The 19098-nt window shown below is 68.2% G+C and carries 17 protein-coding genes; 7 read left to right on the top strand and 10 right to left on the bottom strand.

Annotated features, from left to right (window positions below; all coding sequences use genetic code 11):
• Nucleotides 1-23 precede the first annotated feature (23 nt).
• The 4 genes from ACI2JZ_RS01925 to zapE form a co-directional block, all read right to left on the bottom strand.
• A complete protein-coding gene (locus tag ACI2JZ_RS01925; RefSeq protein WP_247622388.1) occupies nucleotides 24-407 on the bottom strand; it encodes an SPW repeat protein in 384 nt (127 codons plus the stop codon).
• Nucleotides 408-488: 81 nt separating this feature from the next.
• Nucleotides 489-1043, bottom strand: a complete 555-nt coding sequence (locus tag ACI2JZ_RS01920; RefSeq protein WP_336640309.1) for a type II toxin-antitoxin system PemK/MazF family toxin — start codon at nucleotides 1041-1043, stop codon at nucleotides 489-491.
• 32 nt (nucleotides 1044-1075) lie between these two features.
• Nucleotides 1076-2314 carry an ammonium transporter gene (locus ACI2JZ_RS01915; protein WP_336640308.1) on the bottom strand — a complete coding sequence of 413 codons (1239 nt, stop codon included), beginning with the start codon at nucleotides 2312-2314 and terminating at the stop codon, nucleotides 1076-1078.
• Nucleotides 2315-2428: 114 nt separating this feature from the next.
• On the bottom strand, nucleotides 2429-3472 hold the full coding sequence (gene zapE / locus ACI2JZ_RS01910; protein ID WP_404596343.1) for a cell division protein ZapE: 1044 nt from the start codon (nucleotides 3470-3472) through the stop codon (nucleotides 2429-2431).
• A 130-nt stretch (nucleotides 3473-3602) separates the two neighbouring features.
• Between zapE and ACI2JZ_RS01905 the strand changes: the two genes are divergently transcribed.
• Together ACI2JZ_RS01905 and ACI2JZ_RS01900 are read left to right on the top strand one after the other, a co-directional pair.
• Nucleotides 3603-4496, top strand: a complete 894-nt coding sequence (locus ACI2JZ_RS01905; RefSeq protein WP_247622384.1) for a sulfurtransferase — start codon at nucleotides 3603-3605, stop codon at nucleotides 4494-4496.
• Nucleotides 4497-4515: 19 nt separating this feature from the next.
• Nucleotides 4516-4947 carry a SufE family protein gene (locus ACI2JZ_RS01900; RefSeq protein ID WP_247622383.1) on the top strand — a complete coding sequence of 144 codons (432 nt, stop codon included), beginning with the start codon at nucleotides 4516-4518 and terminating at the stop codon, nucleotides 4945-4947.
• Here the strand turns inward: ACI2JZ_RS01900 and ACI2JZ_RS01895 are convergent.
• On the bottom strand, nucleotides 4931-6085 hold the full coding sequence (locus ACI2JZ_RS01895) for an alpha/beta hydrolase family protein (RefSeq protein WP_404596342.1): 1155 nt from the start codon (nucleotides 6083-6085) through the stop codon (nucleotides 4931-4933). The two genes, ACI2JZ_RS01900 and ACI2JZ_RS01895, sit on opposite strands and share 17 nt — an antisense overlap.
• Nucleotides 6086-6110: 25 nt before the next feature.
• Between ACI2JZ_RS01895 and ACI2JZ_RS01890 the strand changes: the two genes are divergently transcribed.
• From ACI2JZ_RS01890 to ACI2JZ_RS01870, 5 genes are all read left to right on the top strand, one after another.
• Nucleotides 6111-6692, top strand: coding sequence for a DUF3000 family protein (locus ACI2JZ_RS01890; RefSeq protein ID WP_247622381.1), 582 nt, complete (start codon nucleotides 6111-6113; stop codon nucleotides 6690-6692).
• Nucleotides 6685-7878 (top strand): HRDC domain-containing protein, encoded by a 1194-nt coding sequence (locus ACI2JZ_RS01885; RefSeq protein ID WP_336640305.1) that lies wholly within the window; start codon nucleotides 6685-6687, stop codon nucleotides 7876-7878. The genes ACI2JZ_RS01890 and ACI2JZ_RS01885 overlap by 8 nt, the downstream gene beginning before the upstream one ends.
• Nucleotides 7879-7951: 73 nt before the next feature.
• A complete protein-coding gene (locus ACI2JZ_RS01880; RefSeq protein ID WP_247622379.1) occupies nucleotides 7952-9157 on the top strand; it encodes a thiolase family protein in 1206 nt (401 codons plus the stop codon).
• Nucleotides 9157-11325: a 3-hydroxyacyl-CoA dehydrogenase NAD-binding domain-containing protein gene (locus ACI2JZ_RS01875; protein WP_404596341.1), complete on the top strand. Its 2169-nt coding sequence runs from the start codon at nucleotides 9157-9159 to the stop codon at nucleotides 11323-11325. The genes ACI2JZ_RS01880 and ACI2JZ_RS01875 overlap by 1 nt, the downstream gene beginning before the upstream one ends.
• Before the next feature lie 204 nt (nucleotides 11326-11529).
• Complete coding sequence (locus tag ACI2JZ_RS01870) at nucleotides 11530-12225, top strand: SPFH domain-containing protein (RefSeq protein WP_404596340.1); 696 nt, start codon at nucleotides 11530-11532, stop codon at nucleotides 12223-12225.
• A gap of 12 nt (nucleotides 12226-12237) precedes the next feature.
• Here ACI2JZ_RS01870 and dxs read toward each other — a convergent pair whose 3' ends face one another.
• The 5 genes from dxs to dut all read right to left on the bottom strand — a co-directional run bounded on the left by dxs (nucleotide 12238) and on the right by dut (nucleotide 19098).
• A complete protein-coding gene (dxs, locus tag ACI2JZ_RS01865; protein ID WP_404596339.1) occupies nucleotides 12238-14178 on the bottom strand; it encodes a 1-deoxy-D-xylulose-5-phosphate synthase in 1941 nt (646 codons plus the stop codon).
• Nucleotides 14179-14333: 155 nt separating this feature from the next.
• The gene (locus tag ACI2JZ_RS01860; RefSeq protein ID WP_282185355.1) at nucleotides 14334-17168 is read right to left on the bottom strand and encodes an aconitate hydratase; all 2835 of its coding nucleotides are present in this window, start codon (nucleotides 17166-17168) and stop codon (nucleotides 14334-14336) included.
• 154 nt (nucleotides 17169-17322) lie between these two features.
• Complete coding sequence (locus ACI2JZ_RS01855) at nucleotides 17323-18069, bottom strand: DUF3159 domain-containing protein (protein WP_247622375.1); 747 nt, start codon at nucleotides 18067-18069, stop codon at nucleotides 17323-17325.
• Complete coding sequence (locus tag ACI2JZ_RS01850; RefSeq protein ID WP_247622374.1) at nucleotides 18066-18653, bottom strand: DUF3710 domain-containing protein; 588 nt, start codon at nucleotides 18651-18653, stop codon at nucleotides 18066-18068. Before ACI2JZ_RS01850 ends, ACI2JZ_RS01855 begins: the two co-directional genes overlap by 4 nt.
• The gene (gene dut / locus ACI2JZ_RS01845) at nucleotides 18646-19098 is read right to left on the bottom strand and encodes a dUTP diphosphatase (protein ID WP_247956242.1); all 453 of its coding nucleotides are present in this window, start codon (nucleotides 19096-19098) and stop codon (nucleotides 18646-18648) included. The genes ACI2JZ_RS01850 and dut overlap by 8 nt, the downstream gene beginning before the upstream one ends.

The following is a 19098-nucleotide window of genomic DNA, read 5'->3' as shown; positions in this document are numbered from 1 at the left end:
GGAGGGGCGCCGTCGTCCGCGCGTCAGGCTCGGGCGGCCCGCGGCGTGGTCTGGGGCTGCGGCTGCGAGAACAGCACGACGATGATGACCGTCACGCCCACGACGACGTGCGGCAGCCAGACGTTGAGCGCTTCTCCGGAGAAGCCGAAGATCCACGGCGAGAGGGCGAGGAACAGGCTCGCGACGATGTCGAAGACGAGGTGCACGGGCATGGGGATGAACCCGAAGGGTCCCCATTCGTACTTCGTGAACAGGCTGTAGACGATGAGGCCGACACCGAGCACGATCGGGATGATGACCGCTGCGCCACCGACGGCGGCGAATCCGAACAGCCACGGTGCCGCGATGAGTGCGATGCCGACGACGTAGTCGAGGACTCCGTGGACCTTCGTGGGGATGAAACGCATGATGCCTCCTTGTGCGGGAACCGCGGGAGCGGCTCATGCAAGGAGTTCGACACCCCGGCGCAAACGGATTGGAGGAATCTCCTACCGGTCGGTGCGCCAGCCGTAGCGCCGCTGGAGGGCGGCGGCGACCCGGTCGAAGCGCGCACGCGCGAGCACGGCGGCCTCGCGGCGCATGCCCGCCTCGTGGACGCTGTAGAGCTGCTCGACGTCGACCCAGGACTCCCGCCCCTGGGAGTCCCACTCCCCCGACCCGATCGACAGGTAGTCGCGATCGCCGTCGTGGGAGCGGCTGGTCATCCGCACGGCGAACACCCGATCCGACGATTCCCGGCCGATCACGAGCACCGGGCGGTCCTTGCCCCGCCCGTCGCCCTCCTCGTAGGGCACCCAGGTCCAGATGATCTCCCCGGCATCGGGAGCGCCGTCGCGATCGGGCGCGTAGCTGATGACGACGTCGTCGAGGTGCGCGGGATCGAGCCGCACGGTCTCGACGCCGCGGGTGCGCCCGGCATCCGTTCTCGACGCCTTCAGCACGGCCGAACGTCCCGGCTCCTTGCGGGGCCGGGACGTTCGGGGTGTCAGTGCGTCGAGCAGCGCTTGCGCGATCGTGACGAGGATGCTCCTGGATGAACTCACACGTTCACACTACGTCGCTCGCGCTCGGGCGATCAGGCGTTGGTGAGCGCGTAGCCCTCCTCGCCGTGGACGACGGAGTCGACACCGGCGATCTCGTCTTCGCTGGTGATGCGGAAGCCGATCGTCTTCTCGATCGCGAAGCCGATGATGAAGGCGACGACGAAGGAGTAGATCAGCACGCCACCTGCAGCGATGGCCTGGACGGCCAGCAGGCGCCAGTCACCACCGGTGAACATGCCCTGTCCGGTGGCGAAGAAGCCGAGGTAGAGGGTACCGATGAGGCCACCGACGAGGTGGATGCCGACGACGTCGAGCGAGTCGTCGAAGCCGAGACGGAACTTCAGCTCGACCGCCAGGGCGCAGACGACACCGGCGACGAGGCCGAGGACCAGTGCCCAGCCGGGCGTCAGGTTGGCGCAGGCGGGGGTGATGGCGACGAGACCGGCGACGGCACCCGAGGCGGCGCCGACCGAGGTGGGCTTGCCGTCCTTGATCTTCTCGATGACGATCCAACCGAGGATGGCCGCAGCCGTGGCGCCGAGGGTGTTGATGCCGATGAGTCCGACACCGCCCATGTCCTCCGACAGCCACTCCGCACCGGCGTTGAAACCGAACCAACCGAACCACAGCAGAGCCGCACCGAGCAGCGTCAGCGGCACGTTGTGCGGCTTGAGGATGCCCTTCTGGAAGCCGATGCGCTTGCCGAGGACGAGAGCGAGGGCGAGGGCCGCGGCACCCGCGTTGATGTGCACCGCGGTACCACCGGCGTAGTCGATGACGGCGATGCCGCTGTCCTCGCCGAAGAGCGTGGTGCCGAGGTTCATGATCCAGCCGCCGCCCCAGACCCACGCGGCGATCGGGAAGTACCCGACCGTGGCGAAGATGCCGGCGAAGATCAGCCAGGAGCCGAACTTGGCGCGGTCGGCGATGGCGCCGGAGATCAGGGCGACCGTGATGATCGCGAAGGTCGCGCCGTACGCGACACCGAGAAGGGCGACGTTCGCGTCGGGGCCCTCGGACAGCGCCGAGAGACCGAAGTCGGCGAACGGGTTGCCCGCGAACTGCGTGGGGCTGTCGACCGCGCTCATCGAGTAGCCGAACAGGATCCAGAGCACGGCCACCAGTCCGATGGAGCCGAAGCTCATCATCATCATGCTGACCACGCTCTTCGCCTTGACCAGGCCGCCGTAGAAGAAGGCGACACCGGGGGTCATGAGAAGAACGAGGGCGGTCGCGGTGATCGCCCAGGAGATGTTGCCGGGAGCATCCATGGAATACCTCACATCCGAGTAACTGAGAGCACCAGTGTGGCGATGCCCGGTTTCGGGAAGGCGCGAGGAGTGTTTCGCTCCGGTTACACCCGGCGTCGGTGTGTAACCATCGCGTTACGCGCGGCTGGAATGCGTCAGTGCATTCAGCCGCGAGATGGCGCGCAGGTACTTCTTGCGGTACCCGCCGCCGAGCATCTCCTCGGCGAAGACCTGGTCCAGCGATACTCCGGTCGCGGCGATCGGGATCTGCGCGTCGTAGACGCGATCGACGAAGGCGACGAACCGCAGCGCCTCGGACTGATCGGTGAGCACGCGCACATCGCGCAGCCCGACGAGTCGGAGGCCGTCGATCAGGCGGATGTACCGAGAGGGGTGCACGCGCGCCAGGTGCGCGACGACCTCGTCGAACGCGTCGTCGGAGACCATCCCGGACTCGGATGCCGAGGCGATCGCCGAGGCGTAGTCCTCATCGGAGAGCACGATCGAGTGCCCGTCGATCGCCCGCTGACGGAAGTCGACTCCGTCGATCCGCATCGTCTGGAAGCTGTCAGACATCTGATGGATCTCGCGGAGGAAATCCTGCGCGGCGAAGCGGCCCTCGCCCAGAGCATTCGGAGGGGTGTTCGATGTGGCCGCGAGCTTCGTGCCCGAGGTGACGAGCTCGCCCAGCAGACGCGTCATGACCATCGTGTCGCCCGGGTCGTCGAGCTCGAACTCGTCGATGCAGAGGAGGTCGGCTCCGCGCAGCAGATCCACCGTGTTCTTGTATCCGAGGGCCCCGACCAGGGCGGTGTACTCGATGAAGGATCCGAAGTACTTCCGTCGGGCAGGCATGGCGTGATAGATCGACGCGAGGAGGTGCGTCTTCCCGACGCCGAAACCGCCGTCGAGGTAGACGCCGGGCTTGACCGCCGGCTCCTTCTTCGGTCGGCTGAAGAACGACGCCTTCTTGACCGGCGCACCGCGCCCGGCGAAACGCAGGAGCGTCTCCTTCGCCTCCTCCTGGGAGGGGTACGCCTCATCCGCGCGGTAGCTGTCGAACGTCGCACCGTCGAACTGCGGCGGCGGGACGAGGCTCGCGAGCATCTCGGGACCGGTGACGGTCGGCTGGCGGTCGCTGAGGCGCACGACGCCCGTGGTGCTCTGCGTGTCGGTCATTCGTTTCCTGTGTCGAAGTCTTACGAATCCGGCGCCTGCGGCACCGCGGGGAACTATCGTCGAAGCGACGGAACAACACTACGCCGTCGCCGCCCGCCCCCTTCACTCGCACACCCCCGAGGAGCATCCCGTGACCATCGAGTTCGACACGTCGTCCGCAAAGTTCGCCGAGTACTCCGAGCCCGGCCGGCTCGTCACCACGGAGTGGCTCGCCGCTCACCTGGGAGAGCCGGGGCTGGTCGTGGTGGAGTCCGACGAGGACGTGCTCCTGTACGAGACCGGACACATCCCGGGCGCGGTGAAGGTCGATTGGCACACCGAACTCAACGACCCGGTCGTGCGCGACTACGTCGACGGCGAAGGCTTCGCCGAGCTGCTGAGCCGCAAGGGCATCGCCCGTGACGACACGGTGGTCATCTACGGCGACAAGAACAACTGGTGGGCGGCGTACGCACTGTGGGTGTTCTCGCTGTTCGGTCACGAGGACGTCCGTCTGCTCGACGGCGGCCGCGACCGCTGGATCTCCGAGGGCCGCGAGATCACGCGCGAGGCGACGAACCGCCCCGCGGTCGAGTACCCGATCGTCGAGCGCGACGACACGCTCCTTCGCGCCTACAAGGAGGACGTGCTCGCCCACATCGGCAAGCCGCTCATCGACGTGCGCTCGCCCGAGGAGTACAGCGGAGAGCGCACGACCGCCCCCGCCTACCCCGAGGAGGGCACTCTGCGCGCCGGCCACATCCCCACCGCGCAGAGCGTGCCGTGGGCGAAGGCGGTCGCGGAGGACGGCGGGTTCAAGTCCCGCGCCGAACTCGACGCCATCTACCGCGACGGCGCCGGTCTCGCCGATGGCGACGAGGTCGTCGCGTACTGCCGCATCGGTGAGCGGTCCAGCCACACGTGGTTCGTGCTCAAGCACCTCCTCGGCTTCGAGAACGTGCGCAACTACGACGGCTCGTGGACCGAGTGGGGCAGCGCGGTGCGCGTTCCGATCGTGACCGGCTCGGAGCCCGGAGCGCTCTGAGCGTGTGACAATGACAGGGATGAGCGAAACGCACGTTCCTGAGACCCTCGCCGAGATCCGAGACGCCTTCCTCGACACGCCCGAGAGCGATCGGCTGCTGCTCCTTCTGGAGTTCGCGGACGAGCTCCCCGCGGTGTCCGAGGAGGTCGCGAACCATCCGGAGATGTGCGAACGTGTCGCCGAGTGCCAGTCCCCCGTGTACATCTACGTCGAGATCGTCGATGGCCGCGTCGTCATGCACGCCACCGCACCGCCGGAGGCACCGACGACTCGGGGGTTCGCGAGCATCCTTGTGCAGGGCATCACGGGACTCACGCCCGACGAGGTGCTGGCGATCCCCGAGGACTACCCGCAGGCGATCGGTCTGACCAAGGCCGTCTCACCCCTGCGCATCGGCGGTATGACGGGCATGCTCATGCGAGCGAAGAAGCAGGTCAGGCAGAAGCGCTGAATCCCTGCGCGGCGAGCCAGTCGCGGATCGCTGCGGTCCACCCGGTCTCGTCGTAGTTCCAGATCTTGGTGTGGCGCGCCCCCGAGAAGACCGGCATCGTGACGAGGTCCGGGCGCGCGTCCCGCAGGGCATGCGAGGCGTCCGCCGGCACGAAGCCGTCGTCGTCGCTGTGCAGGATGAGCGTGGGGGCGGCGAGCTCCTCGGCGCGCGCGACCATGTCGAGGCGGTCGAACGCTATCGCGTCCTCCGCCCCGCTCAGTCGCGCGGTCACCGGAAGGGACAGCGCCCCCATCGCCAGTGCCGGAAGCGGTGCGCGGAGCCCCGCCTCTCGTGCCTGATAACGCAGTACGGTGCGCCAGTCGACCACCGGCGACTCGAGGATGAGCCCGGCGATGCGGTCGCGGTTGCCGGAGTTCACGGCCGTCTGCAGCGAGACGGCACCGCCCATCGACCAGCCCATCAGGATCACCCGCTCGGCTCCGTGCCGGAGGGCATAGGCGATCGCGGCATCCACGTCACGCCATTCCGCGGCTCCGAGTGCATACGCTCCGCCGCGGCTTCGCGGGGCCTCGCCGTCGTTGCGGTACGAGACCATGAGGTTCGGCAGCCCTGCGGCGTGGAGGACGGGCACCGCACGCAGGCACTCGGCCCTGGTCGTTCCACGCCCGTGCACCTGAATGACCCAGGTGCTCGACTCCGCGGGGAAGAACCACGCGGGGCAGGGTCCGGCGGGCGAACCGATGAGGACGTTGCTCCAGGGCAGATGCAGCTCCGACGGGGCGGAGTAGTACCAGCCGCTGAAACCGGCGTCGCGATCGACGCGCGCACCCGGCTCGATCTGGGTGAGGAGCTTGCGCCGCACGGTCGTGCTGTCGGCGCTGAGCACCGCACCCAGCTTGACGTATCCGTACGTTCCCGTCGTGTAGAGCCCGTAACGCCCGGGAAGCTCGGTGTCGAGCGTGCGAGCGAGCTCGATGGTCTGCGCTCCCGTGTCGACCGCGAGGATCTTCGTGTTGGGTCCGCTCCGGGTCGGCATCACGACCCGGCGGGCGATGCTCAGCACGAGCAGCGCGGACGCCGCTCCGAGTGCGAGCAGGACAGGGAGAAGGAGTGCAACGGCGTGCCTGAGACTCTTCATCGCTTCCTGACTCTAGCCTGTTGCCGTGACCGCACCCCCCGATGCCGGGACCCTCTTCGAGAACGCCGCCGCAGAACTGCGCGAGACGGCGTTCCGTGACGACATCACCGTGCGCGAGATTCCGACCCCGACCGGCCTCGCGCCCTTCGCTCTGGCGCTCGCCGCCGATGTCCGCCCCGACGACGACGGCGACTCCGTGTACGGAACGGGTCGTTTCGTGCTGCTGCACGATCCGGACGAACCGGCGGGCTGGGGAGGATCGTGGCGGATCGTCATCTTCGCGCAGGCACCCCTCGAGACGGAGATCGGCACGGATCCGCTGCTCGCCGACGTCACCTGGTCGTGGCTCGTCGATGCCCTCGACTCCCGGGAGGCCCGGTACGGCGCAGCGTCGGGCACCTCCACCAAGACGCTGTCGAAGGGATTCGGGGGCCTCGCCCTCGAAGGCGACGGCGCACAGATAGAATTGCGGGCGTCCTGGACTCCGCAGGGCCCGTTCCGTCCGCACGTCGAGGCATGGGCCGAACTGGTCGGAATGCTGGCGGGTCTTCCGCCCGGTTCCGAGGGCATCGCCGTTCTCGGCGCGCGAAAGGCTGTACGTGACTGAATACTCCGTGATCTCGGATGCCGAGGAGTTCCGCGCCGCCTGCGCCGTGCTCGCGAACGGCACCGGACCGGTCGCCGTCGATGTCGAGCGCGCCTCCGGCTTCCGCTACTCCCAGCGCGCCTACCTCGTGCAGGTCTTCCGCCGGGACGCCGGCGTGTTCCTCTTCGACCCGCCCGCCATCGGCGACCTCACGCCGCTGAACGCGGCGATCGGCGACGTCGAATGGGTCTTCCACGCCGCGAGTCAGGATCTCCCCTCGCTGCGCGAACTCGATCTCGACCCGCACACGATCTTCGACACCGAGCTCGCCTCGCGCCTGCTCGGGCACGAGCGCGTGGGTCTCGCCGCCGTCGTCGAGCACACGCTCGGCATCACGCTGAAGAAGGAGCACTCGGCCGCGGACTGGTCGACGCGCCCGCTGCCGGATGCCTGGCTCGAATACGCGGCCCTCGACGTGCTGCACCTGATCGACGTGCGCGATGCGCTCGCCCTCGAACTCGAGGAGCAGGAGAAGACGGCATTCGCCGCCGAGGAGTTCGCGGCGACCCTGAGTCGCGCACCCAAGCCGCCCCGCGAAGACCCCTGGCGCCGTCTGAGCGGACTGCACCAGGTGCGCGGTGCCCGCAATCTCGCCGTGGCGCGCTCCCTCTGGCAGGCACGCGAAGCATATGCGCAGGCCCAGGACGTCTCCCCCGGACGCCTCATCCCCGACCGTTCGCTGGTGGCGGCGGTCATGGCGAATCCGCAGAGCAAGCAGGCGCTCGCCGGTATCAAGGAGTTCCAGGGGCGTGCGAGCCGCACGCAGCTCGACCGCTGGTGGCAGGCCATCGTCGACGGACGGGCGACCGAGGAGCTGCCGCGCGAACGGGTTCCGAGCGACGCTCTGCCGCCCCCGCGCGCCTGGGCGGATCGCAACCCCGAGGCTGATGCACGCCTGAAAGCCGCGCGCCCCGTGGTCGAGGCGATCGCCGAGGAACTGCACATGCCGACGGAGAACCTGTTGACGCCCGAGTACCTCCGACGCGTCGCGTGGGCGCCCGCGGGAGACACCCCGGAAGCCATCGGCGGCGCACTGACGGCGCTGGGCGCGCGCACCTGGCAGGTTGAACAAACCGCACAGAAGATCGCCGCCGCTTTTGTAGAAGCAGCGCAACAGCCCGACGAGGCTCCCGCCACGGCTTCGTAGGTTCGATCCAACCGATTCCTCCCCGTTTCGGGGCCTCCCTAGACTGAGGCCACCGCACAAACTTGGAGGCAAAGTGGCCGAGATCTCGGACGTCTTCTTCGTCGATGGAGTGCGCACCCCCTTCGGGCGCGCCGGCGAAAAGGGCATGTACTGGAACACCCGCGCAGACGACCTCGCCGTGAAGGCGACCATCGGTCTCATGGAGCGGAATCAGGCCGTCCCGGCCGACCGCATCGACGACGTCGCGATCGCCGCGACCTCGCAGACCGGGGATCAGGGACTCACGCTCGGTCGATCCGTGGCGATCCTCGCCGGACTCCCCCAGACCGTTCCCGGCCTCGCGGTCGAGCGGATGTGCGCGGGAGCGATGACGAGCGTGACGACCATGGGCGCCTCGATCGGGGTGGGCATGTACGACCTGGCCCTCGCCGGTGGCGTGGAGCACATGGGTCATCACCCGATCGGCGGCAACGCCGACCCGAACCCGCGATTCGTCGCCGAGAAGATGGTCGACCCCGGAGCTCTCAACATGGGCGTCACCGCCGAGCGCATCTTCGATCGCTTCCCGCACCTCACCAAGGAGCGCTCCGACCGGTTCGGCATGCTCAGCCAGCACAAGGTGCAGGCCGCCTACGACGCGGGCAAGATCCAGCCCGACCTCGTCTCGGTGGCGATCAAGGATGCCGAGGGCGCCTGGGGACTCGCGACCGAGGACGAGGGGCGCCGCCCCCAGACCACGATGGAGGATCTGGCCGCCCTGAAGACGCCGTTCCGCCCGCACGGTCGCGTCACCGCCGGCACCTCCTCGCCCCTCACCGACGGCGCGACGATGTCGCTGCTCGCCGGTGGCGGCGCGGTCAAGGAACTGGGTCTCGCCCCGAAGATGCGCATGGTCTCGTTCGCGTTCGCGGGCGTCCAGCCCGAGATCATGGGTATCGGTCCGATCCCGTCGACCGAGAAGGCGCTGAAGAAGGCCGGCCTGTCGATCTCCGACATCGGGCTCTTCGAGCTCAACGAGGCGTTCGCCATCCAGGTCATCTCGTTGCTCGATCACTTCGGCATCGCAGACGACGACCCCCGCGTCAACCAGTGGGGCGGGGCCATCGCGCTCGGCCACCCGCTCGCAGCCTCCGGTGTGCGCCTGATGATCCAGCTCGCGGCCCAGTTCGCCGAGCGCCCCGACGTCCGCTACGGCCTGACCGCGATGTGCGTCGGCCTCGGACAGGGCGGTTCGGTCATCTGGGAGAACCCGCACTACGACGGCAAGAAGCGGAAGTGATGGCAGGCATGGCGAACACGGTTTCCGAACAGTACGCGAACGTCGACTTCGCACCGATCCGGGCGCTCACCGACGGCGAGGTGATCACGCAGTCGCCCGTCCGCGACATCCGCCTGGCGTCGGGAAAGGTGCTCGCGCTCATCACGCTCGACAACGGTCGCGACCACACCCGCCCGAACACCCTCGGGCCCGCGACGCTCACGCAGCTCGGCGAGACGCTCGACGCTCTCACCGCGCGAGCGGCTGCCGGAGAGATCCAGGCGGTCGGTATCACGGGCAAGCAGTACATCCTCGCCGCGGGCGCGGATCTCTCCGACATCGGCAAGGTCGGATCGCGCGACAACGCCCGCCTCATCGCGCAGCTCGGCCACAAGGTGCTGGGCAAGTTCGGCGAGCTCGGCGTGCCCTCGTTCGCCTTCGTGAACGGTCTCGCACTGGGAGGCGGACTCGAGATCGCGTTGAACTCGACCTACCGCACGGTCGACTCCTCTGCCGCGGCGGTCGCGCTGCCCGAGGTCTTCCTCGGCATCATCCCCGGCTGGGGTGGCGCCTACCTGCTGCCGAACCTGATTGGCATCGAGAACGCGCTCGAGGTCGTCATCTCGAACCCGCTCAAGCAGAATCGGATGCTCAAGCCGCAGCAGGCGTTCGATCTCGGCATCTTCGACGCGATCTTCCCCGCGGCGAACTACCTCGAGAATTCACTGGCCTGGGCCGACGCGGTCCTCGGCGGCAAGAAGGTCGAGCGGAAGAACGAGCCCGGCAAGCTCGAGCGGCTCACCAAGTGGCCGATCGCGATCAAGATGGCGCGCGGCATGCTCGAGTCCAAGATCGGCACCGTGCCGAAGTCGCCCTATGCGGCGCTCGACCTGCTCGACAAGGCCAAGAGCGGCACCAAGGCCGAGGGGTTCGCCCGTGAGGACGAGGCCCTCGCCGAACTCGTCACGGGTGACCAGTTCGCGGCATCCATGTACGCGTTCGACCTCGTTCAGAAGCGTGCGAAGCGCCCCGTCGGCGCGCCGGACAAGGCCCTCGCCAAGAAGGTCACCAAGGTCGGCATCATCGGGGCCGGCCTCATGGCCAGCCAGTTCGCCCTGCTGTTCGTGCGCAAACTGCAGGTGCCGGTGCTCATCACCGACCTGGACCAGGCGCGCGTCGACAAGGGCGTGGCGTACATCCACGAGGAGATCGGCAAGCTCGAGGCCAAGGGCCGCCTCGACGCGGACTCCGCGAACAAGCTGCGCGCGCTGGTCACCGGCACCACCGACAAGAGCCTCTACGCGGACTGCGATTTCGTGATCGAGGCCGTGTTCGAAGAGGTCGGCGTCAAGCAGCAGGTGTTCGGCGAGATCGAGAAGATCATCGCCGAGGATGCGATCCTGGCGACGAACACCTCGTCGCTGTCGGTCGCGGAGATCGGCGCGAAGCTGGAGCACCCGGAGCGTCTCGTCGGCTTCCACTTCTTCAACCCGGTCGCGGTCATGCCGCTGATCGAGATCGTGAAGACGCCGAGCACGTCGGATGCCGCGCTGTCGACGGCCTTCGTGGTCGCTCGCAATCTCGGCAAGAACGCGGTGCTCACCGCCGACGCTCCCGGATTCGTCGTGAACCGCCTGCTGGCGAAGGTCATGGGGGAAGCGGCCCGCGCCGTGTACGAGGGCACCCCGATCGTCGACGTCGAGAAGGCGTTCGGTCCGCTCGGCCTGCCGATGGGTCCGTTCCAGTTGATCGACCTCGTCGGCTGGAAGGTAGCCGCGCACGTCCAGGACACGATGGCGACGGCATTCCCCGAGCGTTTCTACGCGAACGAGAACTTCCACGCCCTCGCAGAGCTGGACGCGATCGTCGAGAAGGACAAGGGCGGCCGGGTCACCGGCTGGACGAAGCAAGCCGAGAAGCTGCTGAAGCCCGCCGTCGGTTCCACGCCGGCATCGGCCGCGACGATCCTGCAGCGCGTGCAGGACGGCCTGGCCGACGAGATCAAGCGGATGCTCGACGAGGGCGTCGTCCCGGAGGTGGAGGACATCGATCTCTGCCTGATCCTCGGCGCGGGCTGGCCGTTCATCGACGGCGGCGCGTCGCCGTACCTCGATCGGGAGGGCGCGTCGGATCGTGCCTTCGGAGGATCGTTCCACACCCCGCAGATCCGGGGCGTCGAGAACCGCTGATCACGCGCAGCGGAGGGGGTCGTGCAGCGCGCACGGCCCCCTCCGTCGTTCTCCACGCGCTCGGCTGACGGTCGGTCGTTCCGACCCCGCCCCGTATCCGTCCGGCGGCGGTCGGGCGAACACGCACCGAACAGCGCATGAACAGCGCGCCTTCACGCCCGTTCACAGCACTCCGATCGCGGACGAGGGGGCACAGTGGTGTGCATGGACATGCTCCTCTCGATGCTGGGTGGCAAGGGACTCTCGGGTCTGCTCAAGACCGGGACCGCGATCCTCACGATTCTGCTGGTCGTTCCGGCGCTCCTGAAGATCTTCATCGTGACGGTGGACGAGGGCTGGGCAGCGATCCGCACCCGCAACGGCAAGCCGATCATCCGGAACCGCCCACAGCGGCGTCCGAACAGTCGCGGCGGTGCTGTCGGCGAAGTGGTCGTGCTCCATCCCGGATCGCACGGCGCGTTCCCGCTGTTCTACTGGTACAGGCTCGTCGACGTGCGTTGCCGCGCGACCGACCTGCCCGCCCGCGAGATGACGGGAGCGAAGGGGCACCAACATCGCGTCCACGCGTCGTTCGAGTGGAGACCGATCCCCACCGGCCGCGATCTCCGGGTGTTCGAGCTCGACGTCGTGAACGTGAAGGAGCGCGCGTCGAACATCGTCGGCGCAGCCTTGCGTGACGTGATCCGCGGCTTCGACGGTGCGGAACTCCCGCACAACGACGAGATCAACACCCGAGTCATCGCCGCGAGTGCCGACGAGGTACGGCGAGCCTGCGGCGTCGAGCTCGTGCGCGTCATGGTCACCGGCGATGCGCTCACCGACGGCTACCTGCTGTCGACGGCGCTCCGCGACACCGATCGCGACGCGCAGGCGGTCGCCGCGCTCCACGCGCTCAACTGATCAGCGCGGGTGTCAGCGCTTCTCGTGCAGCGGGAGATCGATCGTGCCGGTCTCCCCGGCGCTCCGTGCGACGGGGATACGTGTTCCCAGCACCTGCGCGACGACGTCCTGCGCGATCTTCGACGCGGTGAGACCGGCGTCCGCCAGGATCTGCTCCCGTGACGCGTGGTCGAGGAACTCGTCGGGCAGACCGAGCTCGTCGACCGCCGTATCGGTTCCTGCCTCGCGCAGCACCTGACGCACGCGCGTGCCGATCCCGCCGACGCGGATGCCGTCCTCCATCGTGATGACGAGACGATGACGTGCCGCCAGAGCGACGATCGACGGCTGCACCGGGATCGCCCAGCGCGGATCGATCACCGTGGCTCCGATCCCCTGGGCGCGCAACCGCTCCGCCACGTCCATGGCCATCGCCGCGAACGGGCCGATCGCCACGATCAGCACGTCTTCGCTCTCGCCTCGCGCGAGCACATCCACGCCGTCGTGGAGGCGGTCGAGCGCGGGCAGTTCGGCGGCGACCTCGCCCTTCGGGAAGCGGATGACCGTGGGCGCGTCGTCGACCAGGACGGCCTCTTCCAACGCCTCCGTGAGCCGGACGCCGTCGCGCGGAGCCGCGATACGGATGTGGGGCACGATCTGCAGCATCGCCAGATCCCACATGCCGTGATGGCTGGGTCCGTCGGGACCGGTCACCCCGGCACGGTCGAGCACGAACGTCACGCCTGCGCGGTGCAGCGCGACATCCATGAGCACCTGGTCGAACGCACGCCCCATGAAGGTCGCGTACACCGCGACCACGGGGTGCAGTCCCCCGTATGCGAGACCCGCCGCTGACGCGACGGCGTGCTGCTCGGCGATACCGACGTCGTACACGCGCTCGGGGAATCGCTCGGCGAACGGCGCCAGACCGGTGGGGCGGAGCATCGCGGCCGTGATCCCGATGACGTCTTCGCGGCGCGAGCCGATGTCGACGAGCGCATCGGAGAAGACATCTGTCCATCCGCGACCGCCCGACGAGAGTGTCTCGCCGGTCGCGGGGTCGATCTTGCCGACGGCGTGGAACTGGTCGGCGTCGTCGTCGCGCGCCGGCTGATAGCCGCGCCCCTTCTCGGTGATCGCATGAACGATCACCGGAGCGCCGTAGGACTTTGCGAGCTCGAGAGTCTCGAGGAGGGCGGGGAGGTCGTGCCCATCGACGGGCCCGAGGTACTTGATGTCGAGGTTCGAGTACAGGGCCTCGTTGTTCGTGAAGCGCGAGAGGAAGCCGTGCGTTCCGCCGCGGACGCCGCGGAACACGGCGCGCCCCACGGGACCGAAGGCGCGGAAGAGCCGATCGGACTTGTGGTGCAGGTCCTTGTACGCGGCGGCGGTGCGCACGCGGTTGAGGAAGCGCGACATGCCGCCGATGGTCGGGGCGTAGGAGCGCCCGTTGTCGTTGACGACGATCACGAGGTTGCGGTCGTTGTCGTCGGAGATGTTGTTGAGCGCTTCCCAGGTCATGCCCCCCGTGAGCGACCCGTCGCCGACGACCGCCACCACATGGCGGTCGGCGCGTCCGGTGGCCGTGAGGGCGCGGGAGACGCCGTCTGCCCAGCTCAGCGAACTGGACGCGTGCGAGGACTCCACGACGTCGTGCGGGCTCTCTCCGCGTTGCGGATAGCCGGCGAGACCGCCGCGCACGCGGAGACCCGAGAAGTCCTGGCGCCCGGTGAGCAGCTTGTGCACGTACGATTGGTGTCCGGTGTCGAAGATGAACGGATCGTCCGGCGAGGAGAACGTGCGATGCAGCGCGATCGTCAGCTCGACGACGCCGAGGTTCGGACCGAGATGCCCGCCCGTGCGGGAGACGTTCTCGACGAGGAAATCGCGGATCTCCTGCGCCAGATCGGCCAACTGCTCGGCGCTCAGACCGTCGAGGTCCCTGGGTCCTGAGATGCTCGGAAGAATGGGCATCGGCACCTCCTCACCTGCTGTGTCATCGGTCGCGGACTCGGTATCCGGGGCCTCATCGATGGTACCGCCAACCCCGGAGAATCCCCCGGGAGGCGCACCCCCTGGCATGACGAAGGGGACCCGGCTACGATGCGCCGGGTCCCCTGTCGGAGTGCTCAGACGAGCGAACGCAGAACGTACTGCAGGATGCCTCCGTTGCGGTAGTAGTCCGCCTCACCGGGGGTGTCGATGCGCACGACCGCGTCGAACTCGACGGCCTGCTTGCCCTCGGGCGAGTGCTCGCTCGGCGTGGCCGTGACGCGCACCGTCTTGGGGGTCACGCCGTTGTTGAGCTCTTCCAGGCCCTCGATCGAGACGATCTCGGTACCGTCGAGGCCCAGCGACTCCCAGCTCTCACCGGCGGGGAACTGCAGCGGGACGACGCCCATGCCGATCAGGTTCGAGCGGTGGATGCGCTCGAAGCTCTCGGTGATGACCGCCTTGACGCCCAGCAGGCTGGTGCCCTTCGCCGCCCAGTCGCGCGACGAGCCGGAACCGTACTCCTTGCCACCGAAGATGACGAGCGGGGTGCCCTGCTCCTGGTAGTTCATGCTCGCGTCGTAGATGTACGACTGCGGGCCGCCCGGCTGCGTGAAGTCGCGGGTGAAGCCACCCTCGACCACGGCACCGTCGTTGACCGCCGACACCATGAGGTTCTTCAGGCGGATGTTCGCGAACGTACCGCGGATCATCACCTCGTGGTTTCCGCGGCGCGAGCCGAAGGAGTTGAAGTCCTTGCGGTCGACGCCGTGCTCGGTCAGGTACTGCGCGGCCGGCGTGCCCGGCTTGATGTTTCCGGCGGGCGAGATGTGGTCGGTGGTGACCGAGTCGCCGAGGGTCGCCATGACACGAGCACCCTGGATGTCCTTCACCGGGGTGAGCTCCATCGTCATGCCCTCGAAGTACGGCGCCTTGCGCACGTAGGTCGAGTCCTCGTCCCACTGGAAGATCGCGTCTTCGGGAGTGGGCAGGCTGCGCCAGCGCTCGTCACCGTCGAACACGGTCGCGTACTGCTTGATGAACTGCTCGCGCGAGATCGACGAGTCGACGATCTCCTGCACCTCGTCGGGCGACGGCCAGATGTCCTTGAGGAAGACGTCGTTGCCGTCACTGCCCTTGCCCAGGGAGTCGTTCTCGAAGTCGAAGTGCATCGAGCCGGCCAGCGCGTAGGCGATCACGAGCGGCGGGCTCGCGAGGTAGTTCATCTTCACGTCGGGGCTGATGCGACCTTCGAAGTTGCGGTTGCCCGAGAGCACCGCGGTGACGGCCAGGTCGTGCGAGTTGATGGCCTCGGAGACCTCCTCGATCAGCGGACCGGAGTTTCCGATGCAGATCGTGCAGCCGTAGCCGACGGTGTAGAAGCCGAGACCCTCGAGGTCCTTGTCGAGACCGGACTTCTCGTAGTAGTCGGTGACGACCTTCGAACCGGGGCCGAGCGTGGTCTTGACCCACGGCTTCTGCTTGAGACCCTTCTCGAGCGCCTTGCGAGCGACGAGACCGGCGGCGATCATGACCGACGGGTTCGACGTGTTGGTGCACGAGGTGATGGCCGCGAGCGTGACGGCGCCGTTGTCGAGGATGTACTTCTCGCCGTCGGGGGTCGTCACCGGAACCGGCTTGGAGGCGTTCGCCGGTGCTCCGCTGTTGATGTGGACCGGACGCGTGGTCGGCTCCTCGTCGCCGGGGGCCTGACCGGGGTCGGACGCCGGGAACGAGTGCTTGGACTCGAGGTCGACGATCGAGTCGGAGGTCGACGGGGTCGCGTATCCGAGGATGTCCTGCTCGAACTGCGACTTGGCCTCCGACAGGAGGATGCGGTCCTGCGGGCGCTTCGGGCCGGCGATCGACGGGACCACGGTCGCGAGGTCGAGCTCGAGGTACTCGCTGAACACGGGCTCCTGCGAGGGGTCGTGCCACAGCTTCTGCGTCTTGGCGTACGCCTCGACGAGCGCGACGGCCTCTTCGCTGCGGCCCGTGAGGCGCAGGTAGTCGAGCGTGACGTCGTCGATCGGGAAGATCGCGGCGGTCGACCCGAACTCGGGGCTCATGTTGCCGATCGTGGCACGGTTGGCGAGCGGCACGGAGGCCACTCCCTCGCCGTAGAACTCGACGAACTTGCCGACGACGCCGTGCTTGCGCAGCTGGTCGGTGATCGTGAGGACGACGTCGGTCGCCGTGACGCCGGCGGGGATCTCACCGCTGAGCTTGAAGCCGACGACGCGCGGGATGAGCATCGACACGGGCTGACCGAGCATCGCGGCCTCGGCCTCGATACCGCCGACGCCCCAGCCGAGCACGCCGAGACCGTTGACCATCGTGGTGTGCGAGTCGGTGCCGACGCACGTGTCGGGGTACGCGCGCAGCACGCCGCCCACCTCGCGGTCGTAGATGACCTTCGCCAGGTGCTCGATGTTCACCTGGTGCACGATGCCCGTTCCGGGCGGCACGACCTTGAAATCGCTGAAGGCCGTCTGACCCCAGCGGAGGAACTGGTAGCGCTCGCCGTTGCGCTCGTACTCGATCTCGACGTTGCGCTCGAGGGCGTTCTCGGAGCCGAACAGGTCGGCGATCACCGAGTGGTCGATGACCATCTCGGCCGGCGAGAGCGGGTTGATCTTGTTCGCGTCGCCGCCCAGGGCCGTGACGGCCTCGCGCATCGTGGCGAGGTCGACGATGCAGGGCACACCGGTGAAGTCCTGCATCACGACGCGCGCCGGCGTGAACTGGATCTCGGTGTTCGGCTCGGCCGCGGCATCCCACGATCCGAGCGCCTCGATCTGCGCCTTCGTGACGTTCGCGCCGTCCTCGGTTCGAAGGAGGTTCTCCAGCAGCACCTTGAGGCTGAAGGGGAGCTTGTCGAAACCGGGCACCGTGTCGATGCGGAAGATCTCGTAGTCGGTGCTGCCGACCGTCAGGGTGCTCTGGGCACCGAAGCTGTTCACCGTGGACACGATTCCGTCTCCTTCTGATCTGATGGAAGCGACAGGCGATTCCATCTTGCTCGCCTGGGAGGGGCCGGGGCTAGCAAGGCGGACCTAACCAGTCTGCGCCTTCGACCCTCCAGGCAGAAGCCCTGCAATTTATCTTGATGTCAAGATAAATCTATCACGCCTCGGACGTCGTCTCCGCCGCCTGCGCCTCGCGCTTCTCCGGCGGGTACAGCGCGCGCACGACGAGCCACGTCACGGCGACCATCGGGGCGAACAGCGGCAGCCCCATGATCAGCTTGAGCGTGCCCAGCGCCGTCACCTCGCCCGCGAGGTACAGCGGGAGCTGCACGGCGAGGCGCGCGAAGAAGAGGGCCGACCAGGCCACGCCGAGCCAGAGGAACGCGCGACGCTTGCGACGATCCTGACGCCACGCCATCCCCTCCCCCATGAGGAAGCCCGCGGCGATGCCGATGAGCGACCAGCCGATGAGTGCGGTGACGAGCAGGACCGTGCCGTACGCGGCGTTCGTGATCAGCCCGGGCACGAAGTTGTCCTGCCCGCGCCCGGTGATCAGCGCCAGCGCGGCGGCCGCACCCGCGGCCACCAGCCCGCCGATCGCCGCGGACGGCGGCGACTTCTGCACGAGACGGACGATCGTGAACACGGCGGCGAGCCCCACCGACACCCCGAGGGCGAGGATGAGCGGCTCGGGGCGGATCGTGAACAGAACGACGAACGCCAGACTGGGCAGGACGGACTCGAGGATCCCGCGCCATCCGCCGATCGCCGACCAGACGACCGTGTGCGTGTTCGCACCCTCGGCGGGGTCGACACCGGCGCGGCGCGCCGCTCCGCTGAGCGCCGCGCCGAGGATCTCCGAGGCCGACTGCTCGCGGTCGCCCTGCGGGGCCGCCCCGCTCACGCCGATCCCGGCGTGGCCGGCATCTTCAGCGGAATGAGGTCGCGAGGCGGCATGGGCGAGCCGCCGCGCACGACGACGATCGAACGGAAGAGATCCTCGACCTTCGCGGCGGCGTCGGGGTCGGATGCCGCGGCACCGCCGATCACGCCGCGCAGGAACCACCGCGGACCGTCGATTCCGATGAAGCGCGCGAGGCGGAGCCCACTGCCCTCGTTCGCGGCGGCGGGCACCTCCGCCAGCAGCTCCTTGCCGAGAGAGCCTTCGCGCTCTTCAACGCGGCCGCCCTGGGCCTTGACCTGGTCGCGGAGCTGGACCCGGGTCTCGTCCCAGAGTCCGCCGGAGCGAGGCGCTGCGAAGGGCTGCACCTGCAGCGAGGAATCCGCGTAGTCGAGACCGACGGCGACGATGCGCTTGGACTGCTCCTCGACCTCGAGGCGGAGGTTGAGGCCCTCGCGCGGCAGGATCTTGATGCCGCCGAGGTCGATGTAGGGCCGGACCGGATTCGCCTCGGAGTCGTCGAAGGGGCCGTCGACGGCACGGTTCAGCGGTGCGGACTCCTGGGGAGTGGGGGTGTTGTCAGTCATTGCTCTTCCCTGCCTGATATCCGGTGGATCCGAATCCGCCCTCGCCGCGAACGCTCTCGGGCAGTTCGTCAACCGGGTGGAACACGGCACGCGTCACCGGCATGATGATCAGCTGCGCGATACGATCGCCGACCGCCACATCGTACGCGCTCCGGGTGTCGGTGTTGATCAGACTCACCTTGATCTCACCCCGGTAGCCGGCGTCGACGGTTCCCGGCGAGTTCACGATCGAGATGCCGTGCTTCGCCGCGAGTCCGCTGCGCGGCACGACGAAGGCGGCGTAGCCGTCCGGCAGCGCGATGCGCACACCCGTGGCCACCAGCGCGCGCTCGCCCGGCTCGAGGTGCACGGCCTCCGCGGCCGTCAGGTCCGCGCCGGCATCGCCGGGATGCGCATAGACCGGCGGCTGAGCGGCGATAATGGGGACATCAACGGAATCGGTCAC

Origin of the sequence: Microbacterium sp. NPDC087868 (assembly GCF_044900755.1) — a bacterium.
Taxonomy (GTDB): Bacteria; Actinomycetota; Actinomycetes; order Actinomycetales; family Microbacteriaceae; genus Microbacterium; species Microbacterium galbinum.
Note: the sequence above shows the minus strand (reverse complement) of the source record. Positions and strands in the feature narration are given on the sequence as shown.